Origin of the sequence: Cryocola sp. 340MFSha3.1, from assembly GCF_000383315.1 — a bacterium.
Taxonomy (GTDB): domain Bacteria; phylum Actinomycetota; class Actinomycetes; order Actinomycetales; family Microbacteriaceae; genus Leifsonia.
Genome location: NZ_KB911087.1, coordinates 1089938 through 1105187 on the forward strand (window position 1 = coordinate 1089938; position 15250 = coordinate 1105187).

The following is a 15250-nucleotide window of genomic DNA, read 5'->3' on the forward strand; positions in this document are numbered from 1 at the left end:
CGGGCTCGCGCCGATCCCGTCTTTGGGTCGGGCGCGGCGCGGTTTCAGCGAACGAGTCAGCCGGCGCGCTTGCGGAGCTTGCGGCGCTCGCGCTCGGAGAGGCCGCCCCAGATCCCGAACCGCTCGTCGTTGGCGAGAGCGTATTCGAGGCACTGCGACCGCACCTCGCACGAGGTGCAGATGCGCTTCGCGTCGCGGGTCGAGCCGCCCTTCTCGGGGAAGAACGCCTCCGGATCGGTCTGAGCGCACAGAGCGTCGGTCTGCCAGGCCAGCGGGTTGTCTTCTTCGACCTCCGCCGGTCGGACGCCCGGGACCCCGAGGCGGACCGGGTCGATGAACCAGTCGTCGGGTACCCCAGAACGATATTCAGGAACTGGCATATCGGTCTCCCCACCCATGAACTGCTGAAACACGAGATTCCCGCGTTGCCCTAATTACACCGTTGTCATTCGCTCACGTCAAGTCGCGAATCGTAAAGCCTTGACCGCAGGTCGAGAGTTCGCGACGCGCCGGAGAACGACAACAATCCCGACACGCCCGGTCGACCGGGCCTGTCGGGAACGGTGTCAGGACGCCGCCTGGCGTGCTTCCCAGGCGCTGCGCACCATGTCCTCGAGCGAGTGACGCATCCTCCAGTCGAGATCGCGCGCTGCGAGCTCTCCCGATGCCACGATCCTCGCGGGATCCCCTGCGCGTCGAGGCCCCACTTCTGGGGTGAAGGCGATTCCGGTCACCTCGGCCACCGTCGACATGATCTGGCCGACGGAGACGCCGTCGCCGCTGCCCAGGTTGTAGACGGGCTCGATCGCCTCGCCGGCGTCGAGGCGCTTCGCGGCCGCGACGTGCGAGACCGCCAGGTCGGCGACGTGGATGTAGTCACGGACGCAGGTGCCGTCGGGGGTCGGGTAGTCGTTCCCGTTGATGCGAGGGGTGCGGCCGGCGACCAGGGCGTCGAAGACGAGTGGGAACAGGTTGTGCGGGCTGGTGTCGCGCAGCGCCGGGTCACCCGACCCGACCACGTTGAAGTAGCGCAGGGAGGTGTGGCGGAGGCCCGCGGCGACGCCCTGGTCGCGCAGCAGCCACTCGCCGATCAGCTTCGACTCGCCGTAGGGCGACTCGGGATTCTTGGGCGTCGTCTCGGTGACGATGTCGACATCCGGCGTGCCGTACACCGCGGCGGACGAGCTGAACACGATGGCGTCGACGCCCGCATCCTGCATCGCCGCGAGCAGCACGGCAGTGGCGGTCACGTTCTGCTCGTACGTGTGCAGCGGCCGCTGAACGGACACACCGGCGTACTTGAAGCCGGCGACGTGCACGACGCCGGAGACCGTGTTCTCGGTGAAGATGCGCGACAGCAGCTCGCCGTCGAGGATGGTGCCCCGGTAGAACGGCACATCCGCCGGCACGAACTCCTCGTGACCGCTGGACAGGTCGTCGACGACGACAACGTCGATCCCCTCGTCGCGGAACGCCCGCACGACGTGCGCTCCGATGTAGCCTGCGCCTCCGGTCACCAACCACGCCACGGCGGTCCTCCTGATCGTTCGTCAACGGGATGCCGCCAGACTATCGTCCGCTCGACGGACGCGACGGGGGCCCGCCCCGTCCTACGGTCGGAGCATGCGCACCATCACGGCCGTCCGGGTCTGGCTCGTCGTCTTCGTCGTCGGACTCGTCCTCAGCGGACTGACCGCGTTTCCGCTGGAGGCGGAGCTCCGTTGGGCGTCGCAGGCCCTGCACTCCACTTCGGCGCCCGCGCTGCTGCCCGACCTCGTCCACTGGGTGGACCGCGTCCGCGATGCGCTCACCGACACTGGGACGCGCTACCCGTTCCTCGCCTACGGGACGGACTGGCTCGCGTTCGCGCACCTCGTCATCGCGGTGGCGTTCATCGGACCCCTGATCGATCCCGTCCGCAACATCTGGGTCATCCGGTTCGGGATGATCGCCTGCGCCGGCGTCATCCCGCTCGCGTTGATCGCGGGCGCTGTGCGAGGCATCCCGATCGGCTGGCAGCTGATCGACATGTCGTTCGGGGTCTTCGGAGTCATCCCTCTGCTGTTCGCCCACCGGCTGACGATGCGGCTGGAGGCCGCCGAGGAGCTCACACGAGGCTAGGCATCCCCAAGGCTTACCGCTCATTGAGGACATCCGCTCGCTCCATCGCAATGAGCGCTGCCCGCGAGGTTCCTATCCAGACAATCAGGGGCGTTCGTCCTGTCCTACAACTTTCGAAAGAAGCGGCCAGCCGGATTCGGGATAGCTTCGACAACCGCGCGTCCAGCGTCGGTGATCTGGAGCCAGCATGCCCAGTACCAGTCATCCTCGGGACCGTCAGGCTTGTACACCTCGGCCAGGCGATCCATCTGTTCGTCGAGTGTTCCTGTCCACTCCACCCAGCCGCTGTTCTCAAGGTGGTCGGAATCCCGGATCAGTTCGCCGATCCTGAGGTAGCCAGCTTCGGCGAGCGCGCGGACGACACTGAGGACCAGCACGCTTCGGCATTCCAGGTCATGCTCAAAGAAGCCCGCGTAGTAGTTCGGATTGCCTATCTCAAGCCAGTCATCGTCTGCCTGATGAAGCACCAAATGTGCCAATCCGTCCAGTTCGACGATCAGGCCGCCCGATGTCGCGAAACCTGCATTCTCATTGCTCACCATTCTCTAAACCGCTCATCGAGCTCTGGGAGCAGCGCCTCCGCCTGGCGCCCCTCGTCGGTGATCTCCAGCACGCAGGACCAACCCCACGCGTTCGAGTCCTGTTCCGGCGTGTACACCTGAGAGAGATGCTCAAGCCGGTCATTCACCGTTCCGGGCACGGCTAGATGAGACCCTCGAAAAAGCGGGCATCGGGCGCAGGGAGCGCCTGGACCACCTGTTCACCAGCGTCGGTGAGATCGAGCCAGCACCCGTAGTACCAGTCCTTGTCGTCCTTCACCTCTGGCGTATAGACCTTCTCGAGGCGTTCCATCTTGCCGGCCAAGGTGCCCGGCCACCCCACCCAGTGAAGGCCGGTCTTCGTCGCCGGATTTCGATACTCCAGATCACCAATGCGGATGTAGCCTTCCGCCGCCAAGGCACTTATCACCGCCAGGAGGCGAGCTTTCCTCTTCGGGATGTCCGATTCGAAGTCGGCTGCGTGGGCGCTGGCGTTACCGATTGGCAACCAATCGTCTTCGGCCAGGTAGAGGACCAGATGTTCCAAAGTGTCCGGCTCGATCTTCACTTTCCCCATCCCTTCGGCAAGTGCACTTTGATTTCCGGGCCTTTGGGCGACTTGATATCGATGGTGAGGCCGCCCGACTTGCTTTCGTCTCGGATTCCGATCTCCGTGCCGTCGGGAAGCCTGCGCTTCTCGCCTTTGTAAGTGCCGACGTCCTCGACGGGTTCGCTGCCGCTAGTGATTTCGTCGTACACGTCGCGGACTTCCTCGGGGGTGTCCACTTCTCGTACGCCGGAGTTCTTGCCTTTTCGGGTTTTCTCCTTGATGATCGCGCCAACGTCCTCGAACGTTGGCGACTCGTTGAGGTACTGGTCAAACGGCGAGATCGGCCCGATGTGCTGCCGCACACTGCCGTCCAGGTTGTGCGTGCGGTAGTAGATGTCCAGCCGCGCACGCCGGACTCGCTCTTCCGGCGTGTAGAACCGAGATCCGCTCGTGGAACCGGTCATCGTGATGAGGGTGATTGCGGCCATGACGGCCGCTCCGCCGCAAGCTGTAGTGAGCGCGCCGATACTGTAAGCCCCGGTGATCAGCCACTGCGCGATCTGCTGGGCGCTGGCCCCCGGTGCGGGCGCGACCAGAGACGCCGGCTGGACGCTTCCGTTCTGCGGACTTCCTACCCTGGCGCCGCGTGGCGACCGCCGGCGCGACTCGGTGTCGACCAGGTCGTTCTGGAAGAGCCTTCTGGTCGCAGCGTCGAAGGCCCGCAAAGCGAGCAGCCGGTCTTCCAGGTCTCGGATGTCGTTCCCCAGCTGCCCCAGCGCAAGTTCCAACCGGCGATTCGCCACCCCCAACGCCTCGCCCAATGCAGGCACAGCGGCCAGCGCAGTCGCTGCCTCGCTGTTGAGCTCGACGAGGCTTTCCGTCGCATCCCGCTGCGCCTTCGTCGCTGTCAGCTGCGCCGTCAGCTCGTCCTCCTTGAGCACACCGAAACGGCTGACCTTCGAGTCTTCCCACCGGTAGGTCTCGAGGTCCTTCTGGAGGGATGTCAGCTGACCCTGTGTCGTCGTCAGAGTCGGCACAATGGCCTGAGAGAACAACGATCCGACTGCCGCATAGCCTTTCCCGGACAGCTCGCCGGTGCCCAGAGCGCCCACCAGACGGTGACAGGCGTTCTCCGTGTCTTCCACCATCGACCGAGCAGCCGACAGATTCGCGGAGAGGGCCGTCATCATGCCGCTCGAATCGACAGAATCGTAGATCAGGCCCATGCCACCGGCTCTCTCGTGCTCCACCCGCGAGCCCTTGTCACAGGGTCGCGCGAAGTCTCGTCAATGTGTCTGAGCGAGACTAGCGAGCCGAGCGCCCCGGCCGCTGATTGAGGACAGCAGCCGCCGAGGAGCTCACACGAACGCCGCTTGCCCCGTGATCGCGCGGCCGACGATGAGCGTGTTCATCTCGCGCGTGCCCTCGTAGGAGTAGAGGGCTTCGGCATCCGCGAAGAAGCGGGCGACGTCGTAGTCGAGCACGATGCCGTTTCCGCCGAGGGCCTCGCGGCACCAGGCGACCGTCTCGCGCATCCGCGCCGTCGCGAAGGCCTTCGCCAGGGCCGAGTGCTCGTCGCGCTGCTCGCCGTCGTCGAGCATCTGCGACACGCGGGTGCACAGGCCGATCGAGGCCGTGATGTTGCCGATCGACTTGACCAGGAGGTCCTGGATGAGCTGGTGGGAGGCGATCGGCTTGCCGAACTGGACGCGCTCCTTCGTGTAGCGCAGGGCGGCCTCGTAGGCGCCGACCGCGACACCCACGGCCGCCCAGGCGACCTCGGCGCGGGTGAGGCGGAGCACCCGGGCGGTGTCCTTGAAGCTGTTCGCGTTCTGCAGGCGGAGCGACTCGGGGACGACGACGTTCTCGAGCGTGATGTCGGCGTTCTGCACGATCCGCAGGGACTGCTTCCCCTCGATCTTCGTGGCCGTGTAGCCCGGGGTCGAGGTGGGGACGATGAAGCCCTTGACCTGGCCGTCCTCCGCGCTCTTCGCCCAGATCACGGTGATGTCGCTGAACGTGGCGTTGCCGATCCAGCGCTTGGAGCCGTTCAGCACCCAGTTGTCGCCGTCGCGGGTCGCCACGGTCTTGAGGCCCTGCGCGGAGTCGGAGCCGGAGGTCGGCTCCGTGAGGCCGAAGGCGCCGAGCACCTCGCCGCTCGCCAGCTTCGGCAGCCACTCGGCGCGCTGCTCGTCCGAGCCGCAGACGCCGATCGCGCCGAGGGCGAGACCATTCTGCACGCCGACGTAGGTGCTCACCGAGGCGTCGACCCGTGCCAACTCCAGTGCGACCCAGCCGCGGAACACCGCGGAGTTCTCGAACGGAGCGGTCTCCGGGAATCCGAGTCCGATGGTGCCGTTCCTGTGCAGCACGTCGATGATCTGGTGCGGGAACTCCGCCTTCTCCCAGTACTCGTTGACGATCGGCTTCACCTCGGACTCCAGCTGCGCGCGCAGCGTGGTGATGAAGTCCTTCTCGCGGTCGGAGAGGAGGTTCTCGAAGCCGTAGAAGTCGCCGGCGATGGTCTCGAAGGGCATGTCTGCTCCATTGCGTCCACAGGGATGGTCGGGCCGCCGTCAGCCTAAGGAACGCGCGCGGCGCGGACAAAGCGATTGGTAGTTTGGTCCAACGGAACGAAAGGGATGGCGACGGATGTTTGTGCGCATCGGCAACACCCCACGCGACTACGCGTGGGGCTCCACGACCGCGATCGCGGGCCTCCTCGGCACGGAGCCGAGCGGCGGACCGGAGGCGGAGCTGTGGCTCGGTGCGCATCCCGGCTCCCCCGCCCGGGTGCTCGACCCGGCACTCGCCGGCGGCGCGCACGATCTGGCCGCCTGGGAGCGCACGAGCGACCTCCCGTACCTGCTGAAGGTGCTGGCCGCTGCAGGGCCGCTGTCGCTGCAGGCGCATCCCTCGCCGGAGCAGGCCCGTGCCGGTTTCGAGCGGGAGAACGCGGCAGGGCTCGCGCCCGACTCTCCTGAGCGCAATTACAAGGACCCGTTCCACAAGCCGGAGCTCATCTTCGCGCTGAGCGATCCCTTCGAGGCCCTGTGCGGGTTCCGTGACCCGGACGAGTCGCGCCAGGCTTTCGAGCGCCTCGCGGCCGCCACCCCCGGCGGCGCGGTGCTCGCCGGATTCGCCCGCACACTCGTCGGCGAGCCCGGCGCCGTGCTGCGGCGGGCGACCGAATGGCTGCTCGGCGAGGACCCGGAGGTCGACCTGCTCGTCGCGGAGGTGGTCCGAGCGGCGCGCGCCCTGCCGGACGACCGCGACGCCGACACGGTGAGGATGCTCGACGAGGCCTTCCCGGGCGACCCCGGGATCGTCCTCGCCCTGCTGCTCAACCGTGCGACCCTGCGCCCGGGCCAGGTGCTCTACCTGCCCGCGGGCAACATCCACGCCTACCTCCGCGGTCTCGGCATCGAGCTGATGGCGGCGTCCGACAACGTTCTCCGTGGCGGACTGACCCGCAAGCGCATCGACGTGCCCGAGCTGGTGAGCGTGCTCGACTTCACGCCGATCGAGGCCACTCCGCTCGCCGCGGAGCACCCCGCCGCCGGGGTGGAGACCTTCCGGCCGGATGTGCCCGACTTCGCCCTGGAGCACATCGTCGTCGACGACGGAGGACCCATGACGGTCCGCCTCCCCGGCACCGCCATCGCCCTCGTCACCGACGGAGAGGTGGAGCTGAGCGGCGCGAACGACACGGTGACGCTCGCCCGCGGCGAGTCGGCGGTCGTCGTCGACGAGACCGAGCTCACGGCCAGCGGTCACGGCACGGTGTTCGTCGCGCACCCGAACTCCTGAGCCGCCGACGGGATCGCGTGGCGCGGTCGGCTATCCTTCCCAGGTGACATCGCCCCGCGCCACGCTCCCCGCTCGCATCGCCGTCGCGCGCACCGCGACCGGCACGGCGGAGAACGCGTTCGCCGCGCTCGTGCTGTTCACCCTGTTCGCCGGCGACTTCTGGCGCAACACGATCAGCTGGCCGGGGTACTTCGTCCTCGCCGGAGTGCTCGCCGTCGGCAGCGCGGCGCTCATCGTGCGGTCGCGGCCGCGCTTCCACTGGCGGACCACGCCGAAGACGCTCGTGCTGTTCCTGGTTCTGGCGATCGCATCCATCGCCTGGTCGGCGTACCCGGGGGCGAGCGCGCTCGGCGTCGTCTCGACGCTCGTCACGACGCTCGCCGGCGTCTTCCTCGGCGTGCGGCTGGGCTGGCCGGGTCTGCTCAGCGCTCTCGGCAACGCCTTCCGCTGGATCCTGGGCCTCTCGCTGGTCTTCGAACTCGTCGTCGCCCTCTTCGTTCGGCGGCCGGTACTCCCTCTGACCCCGGTGTACGCGGTGCCGGAGGGGAAGCTGCCCCAGGCGTTCTACTGGAGCCGCGACCTGCTCTTCCACGGCGGCCCGATCCAGGGCATCGTCGGCAACAGCAACCTGCTCGCCATGATCGCGCTGCTGGCCATCGTGGTGTTCGCCATCCAGGTCGCCGACCGGACGACACGCCACGGCTCGGCGCTGGGCTGGCTGATCGCGGCGGTGCTGACCCTCGCCCTGACCCGCTCCGCGACGGTCATCGCCGCCGCGCTGGTGACCGCCGTCGTGCTGGCGTTCGCGCTGTGGGGCCGCCGTGCCGGCGCCGAACGACGGGGTCCCGTCTACCTGGTGGCGATCGTCGTGGTGGCGGCCGTGATCGTCGGCGTCTCGCTGTTCTCCTCGCGCATCCCGGCTCTGTTCGGGAAGAGCGAGGACCTCACCGGGCGTCTCGACATCTGGGCGGCGGTCACACGTCTGGCCCAGGAACGCCCGGCCTTCGGGTGGGGATGGGTCAGCTACTGGGCGCCGTGGGTGAAGCCCTTCGACGGGCTGGCAACCCGCAACGGCGTCGAATACCTGCAGGCGCACAACGCCTGGCTCGACGTGTGGCTGCAGCTAGGGATCGTGGGGCTCGTCGTCTTCATCCTGCTGGTCCTCACCACGTTCGGACGCGCCTGGTTCCTCGCGGTGGACCGCCCCCGCTCCACGATCGTCGACGACCAGCCGTACCGCGCGGTCACGCTGCTCCCCCTGCTGCTCCTCGGTGCTCTGATCGCTCAGAGTTTCGCCGAGAGCCGCATCCTGATCGAAGGCGGCTGGGCTCTCCTCGTGGCGCTCTCGGTGGCCACCAAGCGGGCCGCGAACCTGACGGCCCCGTAGTCTGTGAGCATGGCAACGCCCCGTCGAACCCCGGTGCCGCCCGCGGCCATCGAGTTCCTCGGTTCCGCCCGTTTCACCTCGACGCTCGCCCTGCTGGCGGTGATCACCGGGTTCTCGACGCACGCCATCCGCGGGCTGATCGGCTGGCCGGGCCTGATCGGCGCTCTGGCAGTGCTTGTGGTGCTCGCGGCCCTGTCGTTCGCTGCGCAGTGGCGGCTGATCGAATGGCACGGCCTGCTGCCCATCTCGGCCCTGCTGTTCGTCGGTTGGTGTGCCGCGTCCATCCTGTGGAGCCAGTACCAGTGGGCGACGCTCACCGGGGTGGTCTACCAGCTGATCTTCGCCTTCCTCGCCGTGTACATCGCCCTCGTTCGCGACGCCATCCAGATCGTCCGCGTCGTCGGCGACGCCCTGCGCTTCCTGCTCACGCTGTCGCTGGCGCTCGAGGTGCTGAGCGGACTGCTGCTGGATGCGCCGATCCGGTTCCTCGGCATCCAGGGCAACATCGCCCTCGGCGGCCCGATCCAGGGGCTGTTCGGCACCCGCAACCAGCTCAGCATCGTGGCCCTGATCGCGTTCGTGACGTTCCTCGTCGAACTCCGCACCCGATCGGTGCGCCCGCCGGTCGCGGCCTACTCGATCACGCTCGCCGGGCTGTGCATCCTGCTCGCCCACTCCCCCGTCATCGCGGCGGTCTCGGTGGTCGTCGGCCTCGCCACCCTCGCGCTCTACCTGCTGCGAAAGGCCCCGACGAACCAGCGCCCGTACTTCCAGTGGGGACTCGCGATCCTCACCGTCGCGGCACTCGTGACGGCTTACATCTACCGCACGCGGGTGATCGACCTGCTCAACGCGCGCTCCGACTTCCAGGTGCGCTACCAGCTGTGGATCCAGATCTGGCAGCTGATCCCGGTGCAGCAGACCGTGGGGTGGGGATGGATCGGCGCGTGGCCGACGGACCTCTACCCGTTCACGGCCATCCAGGCGAACACCGGCGTCTATCACTCGGACGGATTGAACGCGTACCTCGACGTCTACCTCCAGGTCGGCGTGATCGGCCTGCTGCTCTTCGTCGCCCTGATCGCGCTGGCGTTCAGCCGCTCCTGGCTGCTCGCCTCCAACCGTCGCAGCGTGGTCTACGCCTGGGCGCCGCTCGTGCTCGTCGCGCTGCTGGTCACGAGCGTCTTCGAGAGCTCGATCCTGGTCGAGTCCGGCTGGATGGTGCTCGTCATCTGCACGGTCAAGGCGTCGCAGGGGATGAGCTGGCGCCTCCGTCTGCCGCACCGCGACGCGAGCTGAGCCCGCAGCGCGAGCGTGCCCCCGCGTCGGAGGTCAGGCCGCGGGAGGCGTGCCCGCGTCCGACGCGCGATCGTCGTCGGCGCCGAGCCGACGTTCGAGCTCTTTGACGCGCAGCTGCAGCAGCACCGTCTGCTCGGCGAGCGACCGGGTCTTGTCCTCGAGGGTCGTGAGCTCGGCGCTCGCCTGGATGCAGACCAGGAACAGCACGGCGATGCTGACGAAGAACACGAGGTTCGTGCCGACCCCGACACCCAGGAGTTCGGCCGTCCAGTTCAGGATGCCCGGGAACACGCCGATGATGAGCGCCAGCGTGCCGGCGAGCAGCCACCAGATGGCGTGCCGTTCGCGCATCCTCTTGCGGCGCATCATCTCGATGACGACACCCAGGGTGAGCAGTGCGGCGAGGATGCCGAGGATGTAGGCGGTGAGACTCACGACGCGTTCAGCTGCCTCTCGGCGGGGGCGATCGGGCGGAAGAGGGCGAAACCGAGAGCGAGGAAGGCACGGCCGAGGTATGTCGCGGCCTTGAGCGGGTTGTGCGACGGGACGCCCGCGGCTCGCGGCCGCATGATCACCGGCACCTGCACGATGCGGCAGCCGGCGCGAGCCGCGATCACGAGCGCCTCGATGGTGTCGCCGAGGTACTCCGCAGGGTAGTTGCGGGCGAAGAGGGCGACGGCGCGCGGACCGCTCGCCTTGAACCCGGACGTGGTGTCGCTGAGCGTGGTGCCGGCTGTGCGGCTCAGCGTTCGCGACAGCATCCGCATCGCCCACTTGCGCGGGCCGCGGACCGTGTAGTCGCCGGCGCCGGCGAAGCGGGCGCCGATCGCCAGGTCCGCGTTCTCGAGCGCCGCGAGCAGTGCGGGGACGTTGCCCGGGTCGTGCTGGCCGTCCGCGTCGATCTGGATGACGTTGCTGAAGCCGTGCTCCAGCGCGTACTTGAAGCCGAAACGCATCGCGCCGCCGACCCCCATGTTGAACGGGAGCCGCGCCACCTCGGCACCGGCCTCGGCCGCGACGACGCTGGTCGTGTCGGCCGATCCGTCATCGACGACGAGCACGCTCACGCCGGGCAGCTTCTCGGCGATCTCGTGGACGACGGCACCGACGGAGGCCTCCTCGTTGAAGGCGGGCACGACGATCAGCGTCTGTGCGAGCGAGGTGGGCATGATGAGGGATTCTAGCAGTCGGGGGTGTCCGGAATCGGCGAAGGCGGCGCCGTCACCAGCCGCGGAAGACGTGCGTGAGCAGCGAGCGGATGCCGGCACCGTCGCGTGTGGAGAGGGCCGCCGGGAGCCGGGTGGCGGCATTCAGCCGGCTGGAGACGTGCGCAGAAGCCACCCGCGCGGCGCTCCGCCAGCCGCGTGCGCGGAGTCGTCGCTTGACGTCGAGGAAGAATGCGCGCTCCTCGTCGAAACGGGTCCCGTCCTGCGCCGTCCACGAAGAGACGCTGCCCTCGTGCCTGCGGTAGCAGAAGGTGTGCTCGGGGAGGAGGACGAGGTCGCCGCCGTCGAGCACGATGTCGAGCTGCAGAGCGAGGTCGAGCACGACGTCGAATGACGCGTCGAACCCGTACTCGCGCACGGTGTCGGTCCGCCAGCAGATCGAGGGGAAGTACGTCCAGTTGCCACGCAGGAGGCTCACGGCGAGCCGCTGCCCGGTCAGGACGGTCGCCTCGCGTCGGCGCGGCCGGTACCAGGACTTGACCCGGTCGGCGAGCGGCATCGCCGCCGCTCCGTCGTCGTCGATCACTGTCACGCCGGGCTGCAGGTAGGCCGCTCCGGGATGCGTCTCGATGGCCGCGAGCATGGACGCCACGTACCCGGGCTCCATCAGGTCGTCGCAACCCATCAGCACGAAGTAGTCGGCACCGACGAGCCGGACGCACTTGGAGAAGTTGCCGTTGACCCCGAGGTTCACCTCGTTCCGGACGTACTCCACCCGGGGATCGCCGAGCGATGCGACCCATTCGCCCGGCGCGGTGTCCGGATAGACGTCGTCGACGACGACCAGTCGCCACCGCGGGTCGGTCTGCGCCAGGACGCTCTCCACGGCGGCGCGGAACAGGCCCGGGTCACCGTAGAACGGCATCATGATGTCGATCGTCACTGCGTAATGGCTTTCGTCGTAGGGTAAGCGTGCCGCGCGCCGCGGTCGACCTCCATCCTTTCATGTGCTCAGGGGAGCCACCCATCACCGCTTTCGAACCGCTGAACGAACCCATACCCGATCCCGAGGAGCCGGGGGCCCCTCGATCCGCCCGGTCGTCGGTCGTCCTGATCCTCGCCGCGACCGCGATCTCGGGGGTTGCGGGGTACGTAGTGACCTGGCGCGTCTACACGGAGGCGGGCGCCGCGGGCTACGGCGTCTTCTCGGTGTTCTGGTCCGCACTCTTCCTCGTGGTGGGCGTGCTGTTCGGGCTCCAGCAGGAGGCGACGCGGGCGACGGCACATACGGAGAGGGAGCGGGAGCGCGCCGCGAACACAGAGCGGCATGCCACGGTATCCGCCGCTCGCACGCGCTCGACGTCCCTCTGGATCTTCGCCGCGGCCGCGGCGCTGCTGGTGGGTCTGCTGGTGCTCGCGACGAGCCCGCTCTGGGCGGTCCCGAGCCTGGGCGCCCAGAACGCCGGGCTGGCCTGGTTCGTAGCGGCGGGGGCTGCGCTGAACTGCGTCGTCGCGGCGGCATCCGGCGTCATGGCGGGGAGCGGGATGTGGCGCCAGCTGGCCGCCACCGTCGCGCTGGACGGCATCCTCCGGGTGGTCGGCGTGACCGCCGTCCTGAGCGTGACAGACGACATCGTGCCGCTCGCGATCGCGGTGATCGCGCCCTTCCCGCTGTCTCTCGCGATCGTCTTCGTCAGCGCACCGCGTGCCCTCGTGGCGAACGCACGCGTGGCGATCACCGCTCGCGAGCTGGTCGTCAACACGGGCCGGACGATGCTCGCCGCGTCGGCCACGGCCGTCCTGATCAACGGCTTCCCGCTCGTCCTCTCGTTCTTCGCCGGGCCGGACAACCATGCGGAGCTCGGGTCGCTCGTGCTCGCCGTCACGCTCACGCGGGCGCCGATCCTGGTGCCGCTCACCGCGCTGTCGAGCTTCCTGGTGAGCCGCTTCTCGCACCATCCGGAGCGCACGGGCCGGACGGTCGCGTACCTCCTGCTGCTGATCGCCGCCGTCATCGCCGTGCTCTGCGCGGCGGCCTGGCTGTGGGGTGAGCCGGTGATGCGGTTCGTGTTCGGCCCGCAGTTCGACCTCGACGCCGGCGTGCTGGCCGCTCTGATCGCCTCGTCGGGCCTCATCGGAGGTCTTTTCGTGAGCGGCTCGGCGGTTCTCGCACGCAACCTGCACGGGCTCTACGCCGCGGGCTGGGTGGCCGCGTCGCTCGTCACGCTGGCGCTGCTGTTCCTGCCGCTCCCGCTCCCCCAGCGCGCCGCGCTCGCCCTGGCCGCCGGCCCGGCGGTCGGACTCGCCACGCACCTCGTGGCGCTGCGGATGCTGGGCGGATCGCGGTCGACCGCGCTGGCCTGATGGCCTCGGCCGACGGGCGTCGGTGTCGGTCTGTAGCGGGATCGCTAGACGTGCATCCGGGCCGATCATGACGCGATCGCGGGTGTGAATCCCCTATGGTGTTGATGTGCAACCTGGGCGTACGGCGGTGACATGACGGTCCTCCAGCGACGAGCCGGCGGCACGGATGAGACGGATCTCGTGACCGATCGACAGGAACCCGCCGCCCGGACGCGCCTCCCGGTACGCGCCTTCCTTGTGTCGTGGGCCCTCCTGAGCCTTCTCTGCCTCTGCTGGAGCTTCGCCACCCCGATCTCCGGTTCGCCCGACGAGCCCGCCCACATCGTGCGAGCGGCCAGCGTCGTCCGCGGCGAATGGGTCGGCACCCCGAGCCCGGTGGGGAACGTCGTCACCGTTCCCGCCTACATCGCCCGGTCGCAGGCCGTCACGTGCTTCGCCTTCCACCCCGCGGTCGACGCCGACTGCGGCATCCAGGAACCCGCCGACCCGGACGCCGACACGCGGTCGACCACCAGCGCCGGCCTCTACAACCCGCTCTACTACCTCGCCGTCGGATGGCCGACGCTCGTCGTCCACGACACGGGCGGCATCTACGCCATGCGTGCGGTCAGCGCCCTCCTGACGGCGCTGTTCCTGGCACTCGCCTTCGCCGTCACCACGACGCTCCCGCACCGGCGCCTCGCCATGCTCTCGTACGCCCTGGCGATCACGCCGATGATGCTGTTCCTCGGCGGCACGGTCAACCCGAACAGCCTGGAGGCGGCCGCGACTCTCGCGGTCTTCGTGGCGATGCTCGCGATCGCGTTCGATCGGACCGCCGCCGGATTGCGCTCGAACCTGTGGGTCGTCGGCGCCGGAATCGCCGTGGCGGTGAACGCTCGCGGACTCTCGCCCCTGTGGCTGGTGGTCGCCCTCGGCGTCCCCCTCGCGCTTATCCCCGGGCCTCGCCTGCTCGCACTCCTGCGCCGCCCGGCCACGATCGTGACCATGGCGGTCTCCGCGCTCTTCGTCATCGGGGCGCTCGCCTGGACCCTCGGCTCCAACTCGCTGGCCAACGCCATCGTGAAGCCGGATGAGGCCCTCCAGTTCCCGGGCGTCGGCGCGTCGCCGCTGACCGGCTTCCTTCGCGTCCTCACCGGCACAGTGGGCTACGGTCAGGGCCTCGTCGGCCTCTTCGGCTGGCTGGACACTCCGGCGCCGGACGTCGTCGTGTATCTCTACGGCGCGGGGATCGCCGCTTTGGTCGTCGCGGCGCTTCTCGTCCTCCGCGGGCGGCGGCTTCTGGCCTTCGCCATCCTCCTCGCCGCCTTCCTGCTGCTGCCGGCAATCGTGCAGGCTGCCTACATCCACGGCGGGGGCCTCATCTGGCAGGGCCGTTACAACCTGCCGCTGTTCCTCTGCCTCATCGTGGGCGCCGCCGCGTTCCTCGGCCCGCGTGTCGAGCTGGTCGCCCCGACGACCATGCGGCGCCTCATCCTGCTCGTGTCCGTCCTCGCCGTCGGCGCGCAGTGGTGGGCGTTCGAGGCCACATTGCGCCGCTACGCGGTCGGCGGCAACGGCACCCTCCGGCTGTTCCTTCTCGGAGATGCGCCGTGGTCACCGCCCGGCGGGAACCTGCTGTGGCTGATCCTGAGCGCGGTGCTGATCGCCGCCTCCGGCGTGCTCCTCGCCGTGGCGACGTGGCCTCGCCGGGAGGCGGAGGTCGCCGTCGCGCCAGCCGTCCGGTGAACGCCGGCCGAGGGCGGCGGACAGGTAGACGGCGATCAGCGCGATGAACAGCGCCAGCAGCGAAAGCCCGTACCGCTCGCTGAGCGGGGTGTAGTAGCCGACCGTCACGCGGGTGAAGAACGCCAGCCCGGGGCCGAGGAGCAGGGTCACAGCGAGGAGGCACGAAGCGAGCACGAGGTTGCGTCCGCCCCAGAACCGATAGCCGACGATCAGTCCGACCAGCGATCCGATGGTGAGCACGACGAGTGCGCTGGAGACGGCGAGCCCGAACGCCCCGGAGAAGCTG

The 15250-nt window shown here is 68.8% G+C and carries 15 protein-coding genes; 6 read left to right on the forward strand and 9 right to left on the reverse strand.

The features are described 5' to 3' along the window. Window positions 1–56: 56 nt before the first annotated feature. Together H284_RS0105255 and galE are read right to left on the reverse strand one after the other, a co-directional pair. Window positions 57–380, reverse strand: coding sequence for a WhiB family transcriptional regulator (locus tag H284_RS0105255; RefSeq protein ID WP_018190075.1), 324 nt, complete (start codon window positions 378–380; stop codon window positions 57–59). Between the two features lie 186 nt (window positions 381–566). Further along, window positions 567–1529, reverse strand: coding sequence for a UDP-glucose 4-epimerase GalE (gene galE / locus H284_RS0105260; RefSeq protein WP_020075405.1), 963 nt, complete (start codon window positions 1527–1529; stop codon window positions 567–569). Window positions 1530–1623: 94 nt separating this feature from the next. Here galE and H284_RS0105265 point away from each other — a divergent pair, with 94 nt between their 5' ends. Beyond that, window positions 1624–2121: a hypothetical protein gene (locus H284_RS0105265; protein WP_020075406.1), complete on the forward strand. Its 498-nt coding sequence runs from the start codon at window positions 1624–1626 to the stop codon at window positions 2119–2121. A 104-nt stretch (window positions 2122–2225) separates the two neighbouring features. Here H284_RS0105265 and H284_RS0105270 read toward each other — a convergent pair whose 3' ends face one another. The 4 genes from H284_RS0105270 to H284_RS0105290 form a co-directional block, all read right to left on the reverse strand. After that, a complete protein-coding gene (locus H284_RS0105270) occupies window positions 2226–2663 on the reverse strand; it encodes a hypothetical protein (RefSeq protein ID WP_020075407.1) in 438 nt (145 codons plus the stop codon). Window positions 2664–2823: 160 nt separating this feature from the next. Then, window positions 2824–3228, reverse strand: coding sequence for a hypothetical protein (locus H284_RS0105280; protein ID WP_020075409.1), 405 nt, complete (start codon window positions 3226–3228; stop codon window positions 2824–2826). Further along, window positions 3225–4436 (reverse strand): hypothetical protein, encoded by a 1212-nt coding sequence (locus tag H284_RS0105285; RefSeq protein WP_020075410.1) that lies wholly within the window; start codon window positions 4434–4436, stop codon window positions 3225–3227. Before H284_RS0105285 ends, H284_RS0105280 begins: the two co-directional genes overlap by 4 nt. A 132-nt stretch (window positions 4437–4568) precedes the next feature. Beyond that, window positions 4569–5747, reverse strand: coding sequence for an acyl-CoA dehydrogenase family protein (locus H284_RS0105290; protein WP_020075411.1), 1179 nt, complete (start codon window positions 5745–5747; stop codon window positions 4569–4571). A 115-nt stretch (window positions 5748–5862) separates the two neighbouring features. On the opposite strand from H284_RS0105290, the gene manA reads away from it, so the two are divergent. The 3 genes from manA to H284_RS0105305 are packed head-to-tail and all read left to right on the forward strand — an operon-like array spanning window position 5863 to window position 9706. Next, a complete protein-coding gene (manA, locus tag H284_RS0105295; protein ID WP_020075412.1) occupies window positions 5863–7020 on the forward strand; it encodes a mannose-6-phosphate isomerase, class I in 1158 nt (385 codons plus the stop codon). Window positions 7021–7063: 43 nt separating this feature from the next. Next, the gene (locus H284_RS0105300; RefSeq protein WP_020075413.1) at window positions 7064–8407 is read left to right on the forward strand and encodes an O-antigen ligase family protein; all 1344 of its coding nucleotides are present in this window, start codon (window positions 7064–7066) and stop codon (window positions 8405–8407) included. Window positions 8408–8416: 9 nt separating this feature from the next. After that, window positions 8417–9706 (forward strand): O-antigen ligase family protein, encoded by a 1290-nt coding sequence (locus H284_RS0105305; protein WP_029042826.1) that lies wholly within the window; start codon window positions 8417–8419, stop codon window positions 9704–9706. Between the two features lie 33 nt (window positions 9707–9739). On the opposite strand, the gene H284_RS0105310 is transcribed toward H284_RS0105305, so the two are convergent. The 3 genes from H284_RS0105310 to H284_RS0105320 are packed head-to-tail and all read right to left on the reverse strand — an operon-like array spanning window position 9740 to window position 11815. Beyond that, a complete protein-coding gene (locus tag H284_RS0105310) occupies window positions 9740–10141 on the reverse strand; it encodes a DUF2304 domain-containing protein (RefSeq protein WP_020075415.1) in 402 nt (133 codons plus the stop codon). Beyond that, the gene (locus H284_RS0105315) at window positions 10138–10875 is read right to left on the reverse strand and encodes a glycosyltransferase family 2 protein (RefSeq protein WP_020075416.1); all 738 of its coding nucleotides are present in this window, start codon (window positions 10873–10875) and stop codon (window positions 10138–10140) included. The genes H284_RS0105310 and H284_RS0105315 overlap by 4 nt, the downstream gene beginning before the upstream one ends. Window positions 10876–10927: 52 nt before the next feature. After that, the gene (locus H284_RS0105320) at window positions 10928–11815 is read right to left on the reverse strand and encodes a glycosyltransferase family 2 protein (protein WP_020075417.1); all 888 of its coding nucleotides are present in this window, start codon (window positions 11813–11815) and stop codon (window positions 10928–10930) included. A gap of 212 nt (window positions 11816–12027) precedes the next feature. Here H284_RS0105320 and H284_RS0105325 point away from each other — a divergent pair, with 212 nt between their 5' ends. After that, on the forward strand, window positions 12028–13236 hold the full coding sequence (locus H284_RS0105325) for a polysaccharide biosynthesis protein (protein WP_020075418.1): 1209 nt from the start codon (window positions 12028–12030) through the stop codon (window positions 13234–13236). Window positions 13237–13416: 180 nt separating this feature from the next. Further along, window positions 13417–14964 (forward strand): DUF2142 domain-containing protein, encoded by a 1548-nt coding sequence (locus H284_RS0105330; RefSeq protein ID WP_231371079.1) that lies wholly within the window; start codon window positions 13417–13419, stop codon window positions 14962–14964. Window positions 14965–15250: the final 286 nt, after the last annotated feature.

Bases quoted from the DNA above. Each gene is read 5' to 3' on its own strand.
- H284_RS0105265 (WP_020075406.1), top strand. From the start codon at position 1,624: ATGCGCACCATCACGGCCGTCCGGGTCTGGCTCGTCGTCTTCGTCGTC.
- H284_RS0105285 (WP_020075410.1), bottom strand. From the start codon at position 4,436: ATGGGCCTGATCTACGATTCTGTCGATTCGAGCGGCATGATGACGGCC.
- manA (WP_020075412.1), top strand. From the start codon at position 5,863: ATGTTTGTGCGCATCGGCAACACCCCACGCGACTACGCGTGGGGCTCC.
- H284_RS0105255 (WP_018190075.1), bottom strand. From the start codon at position 380: ATGCCAGTTCCTGAATATCGTTCTGGGGTACCCGACGACTGGTTCATC.
- H284_RS0105305 (WP_029042826.1), top strand. From the start codon at position 8,417: ATGGCAACGCCCCGTCGAACCCCGGTGCCGCCCGCGGCCATCGAGTTC.
- H284_RS0105315 (WP_020075416.1), bottom strand. From the start codon at position 10,875: ATGCCCACCTCGCTCGCACAGACGCTGATCGTCGTGCCCGCCTTCAAC.
- H284_RS0105270 (WP_020075407.1), bottom strand. From the start codon at position 2,663: ATGGTGAGCAATGAGAATGCAGGTTTCGCGACATCGGGCGGCCTGATC.
- H284_RS0105290 (WP_020075411.1), bottom strand. From the start codon at position 5,747: ATGCCCTTCGAGACCATCGCCGGCGACTTCTACGGCTTCGAGAACCTC.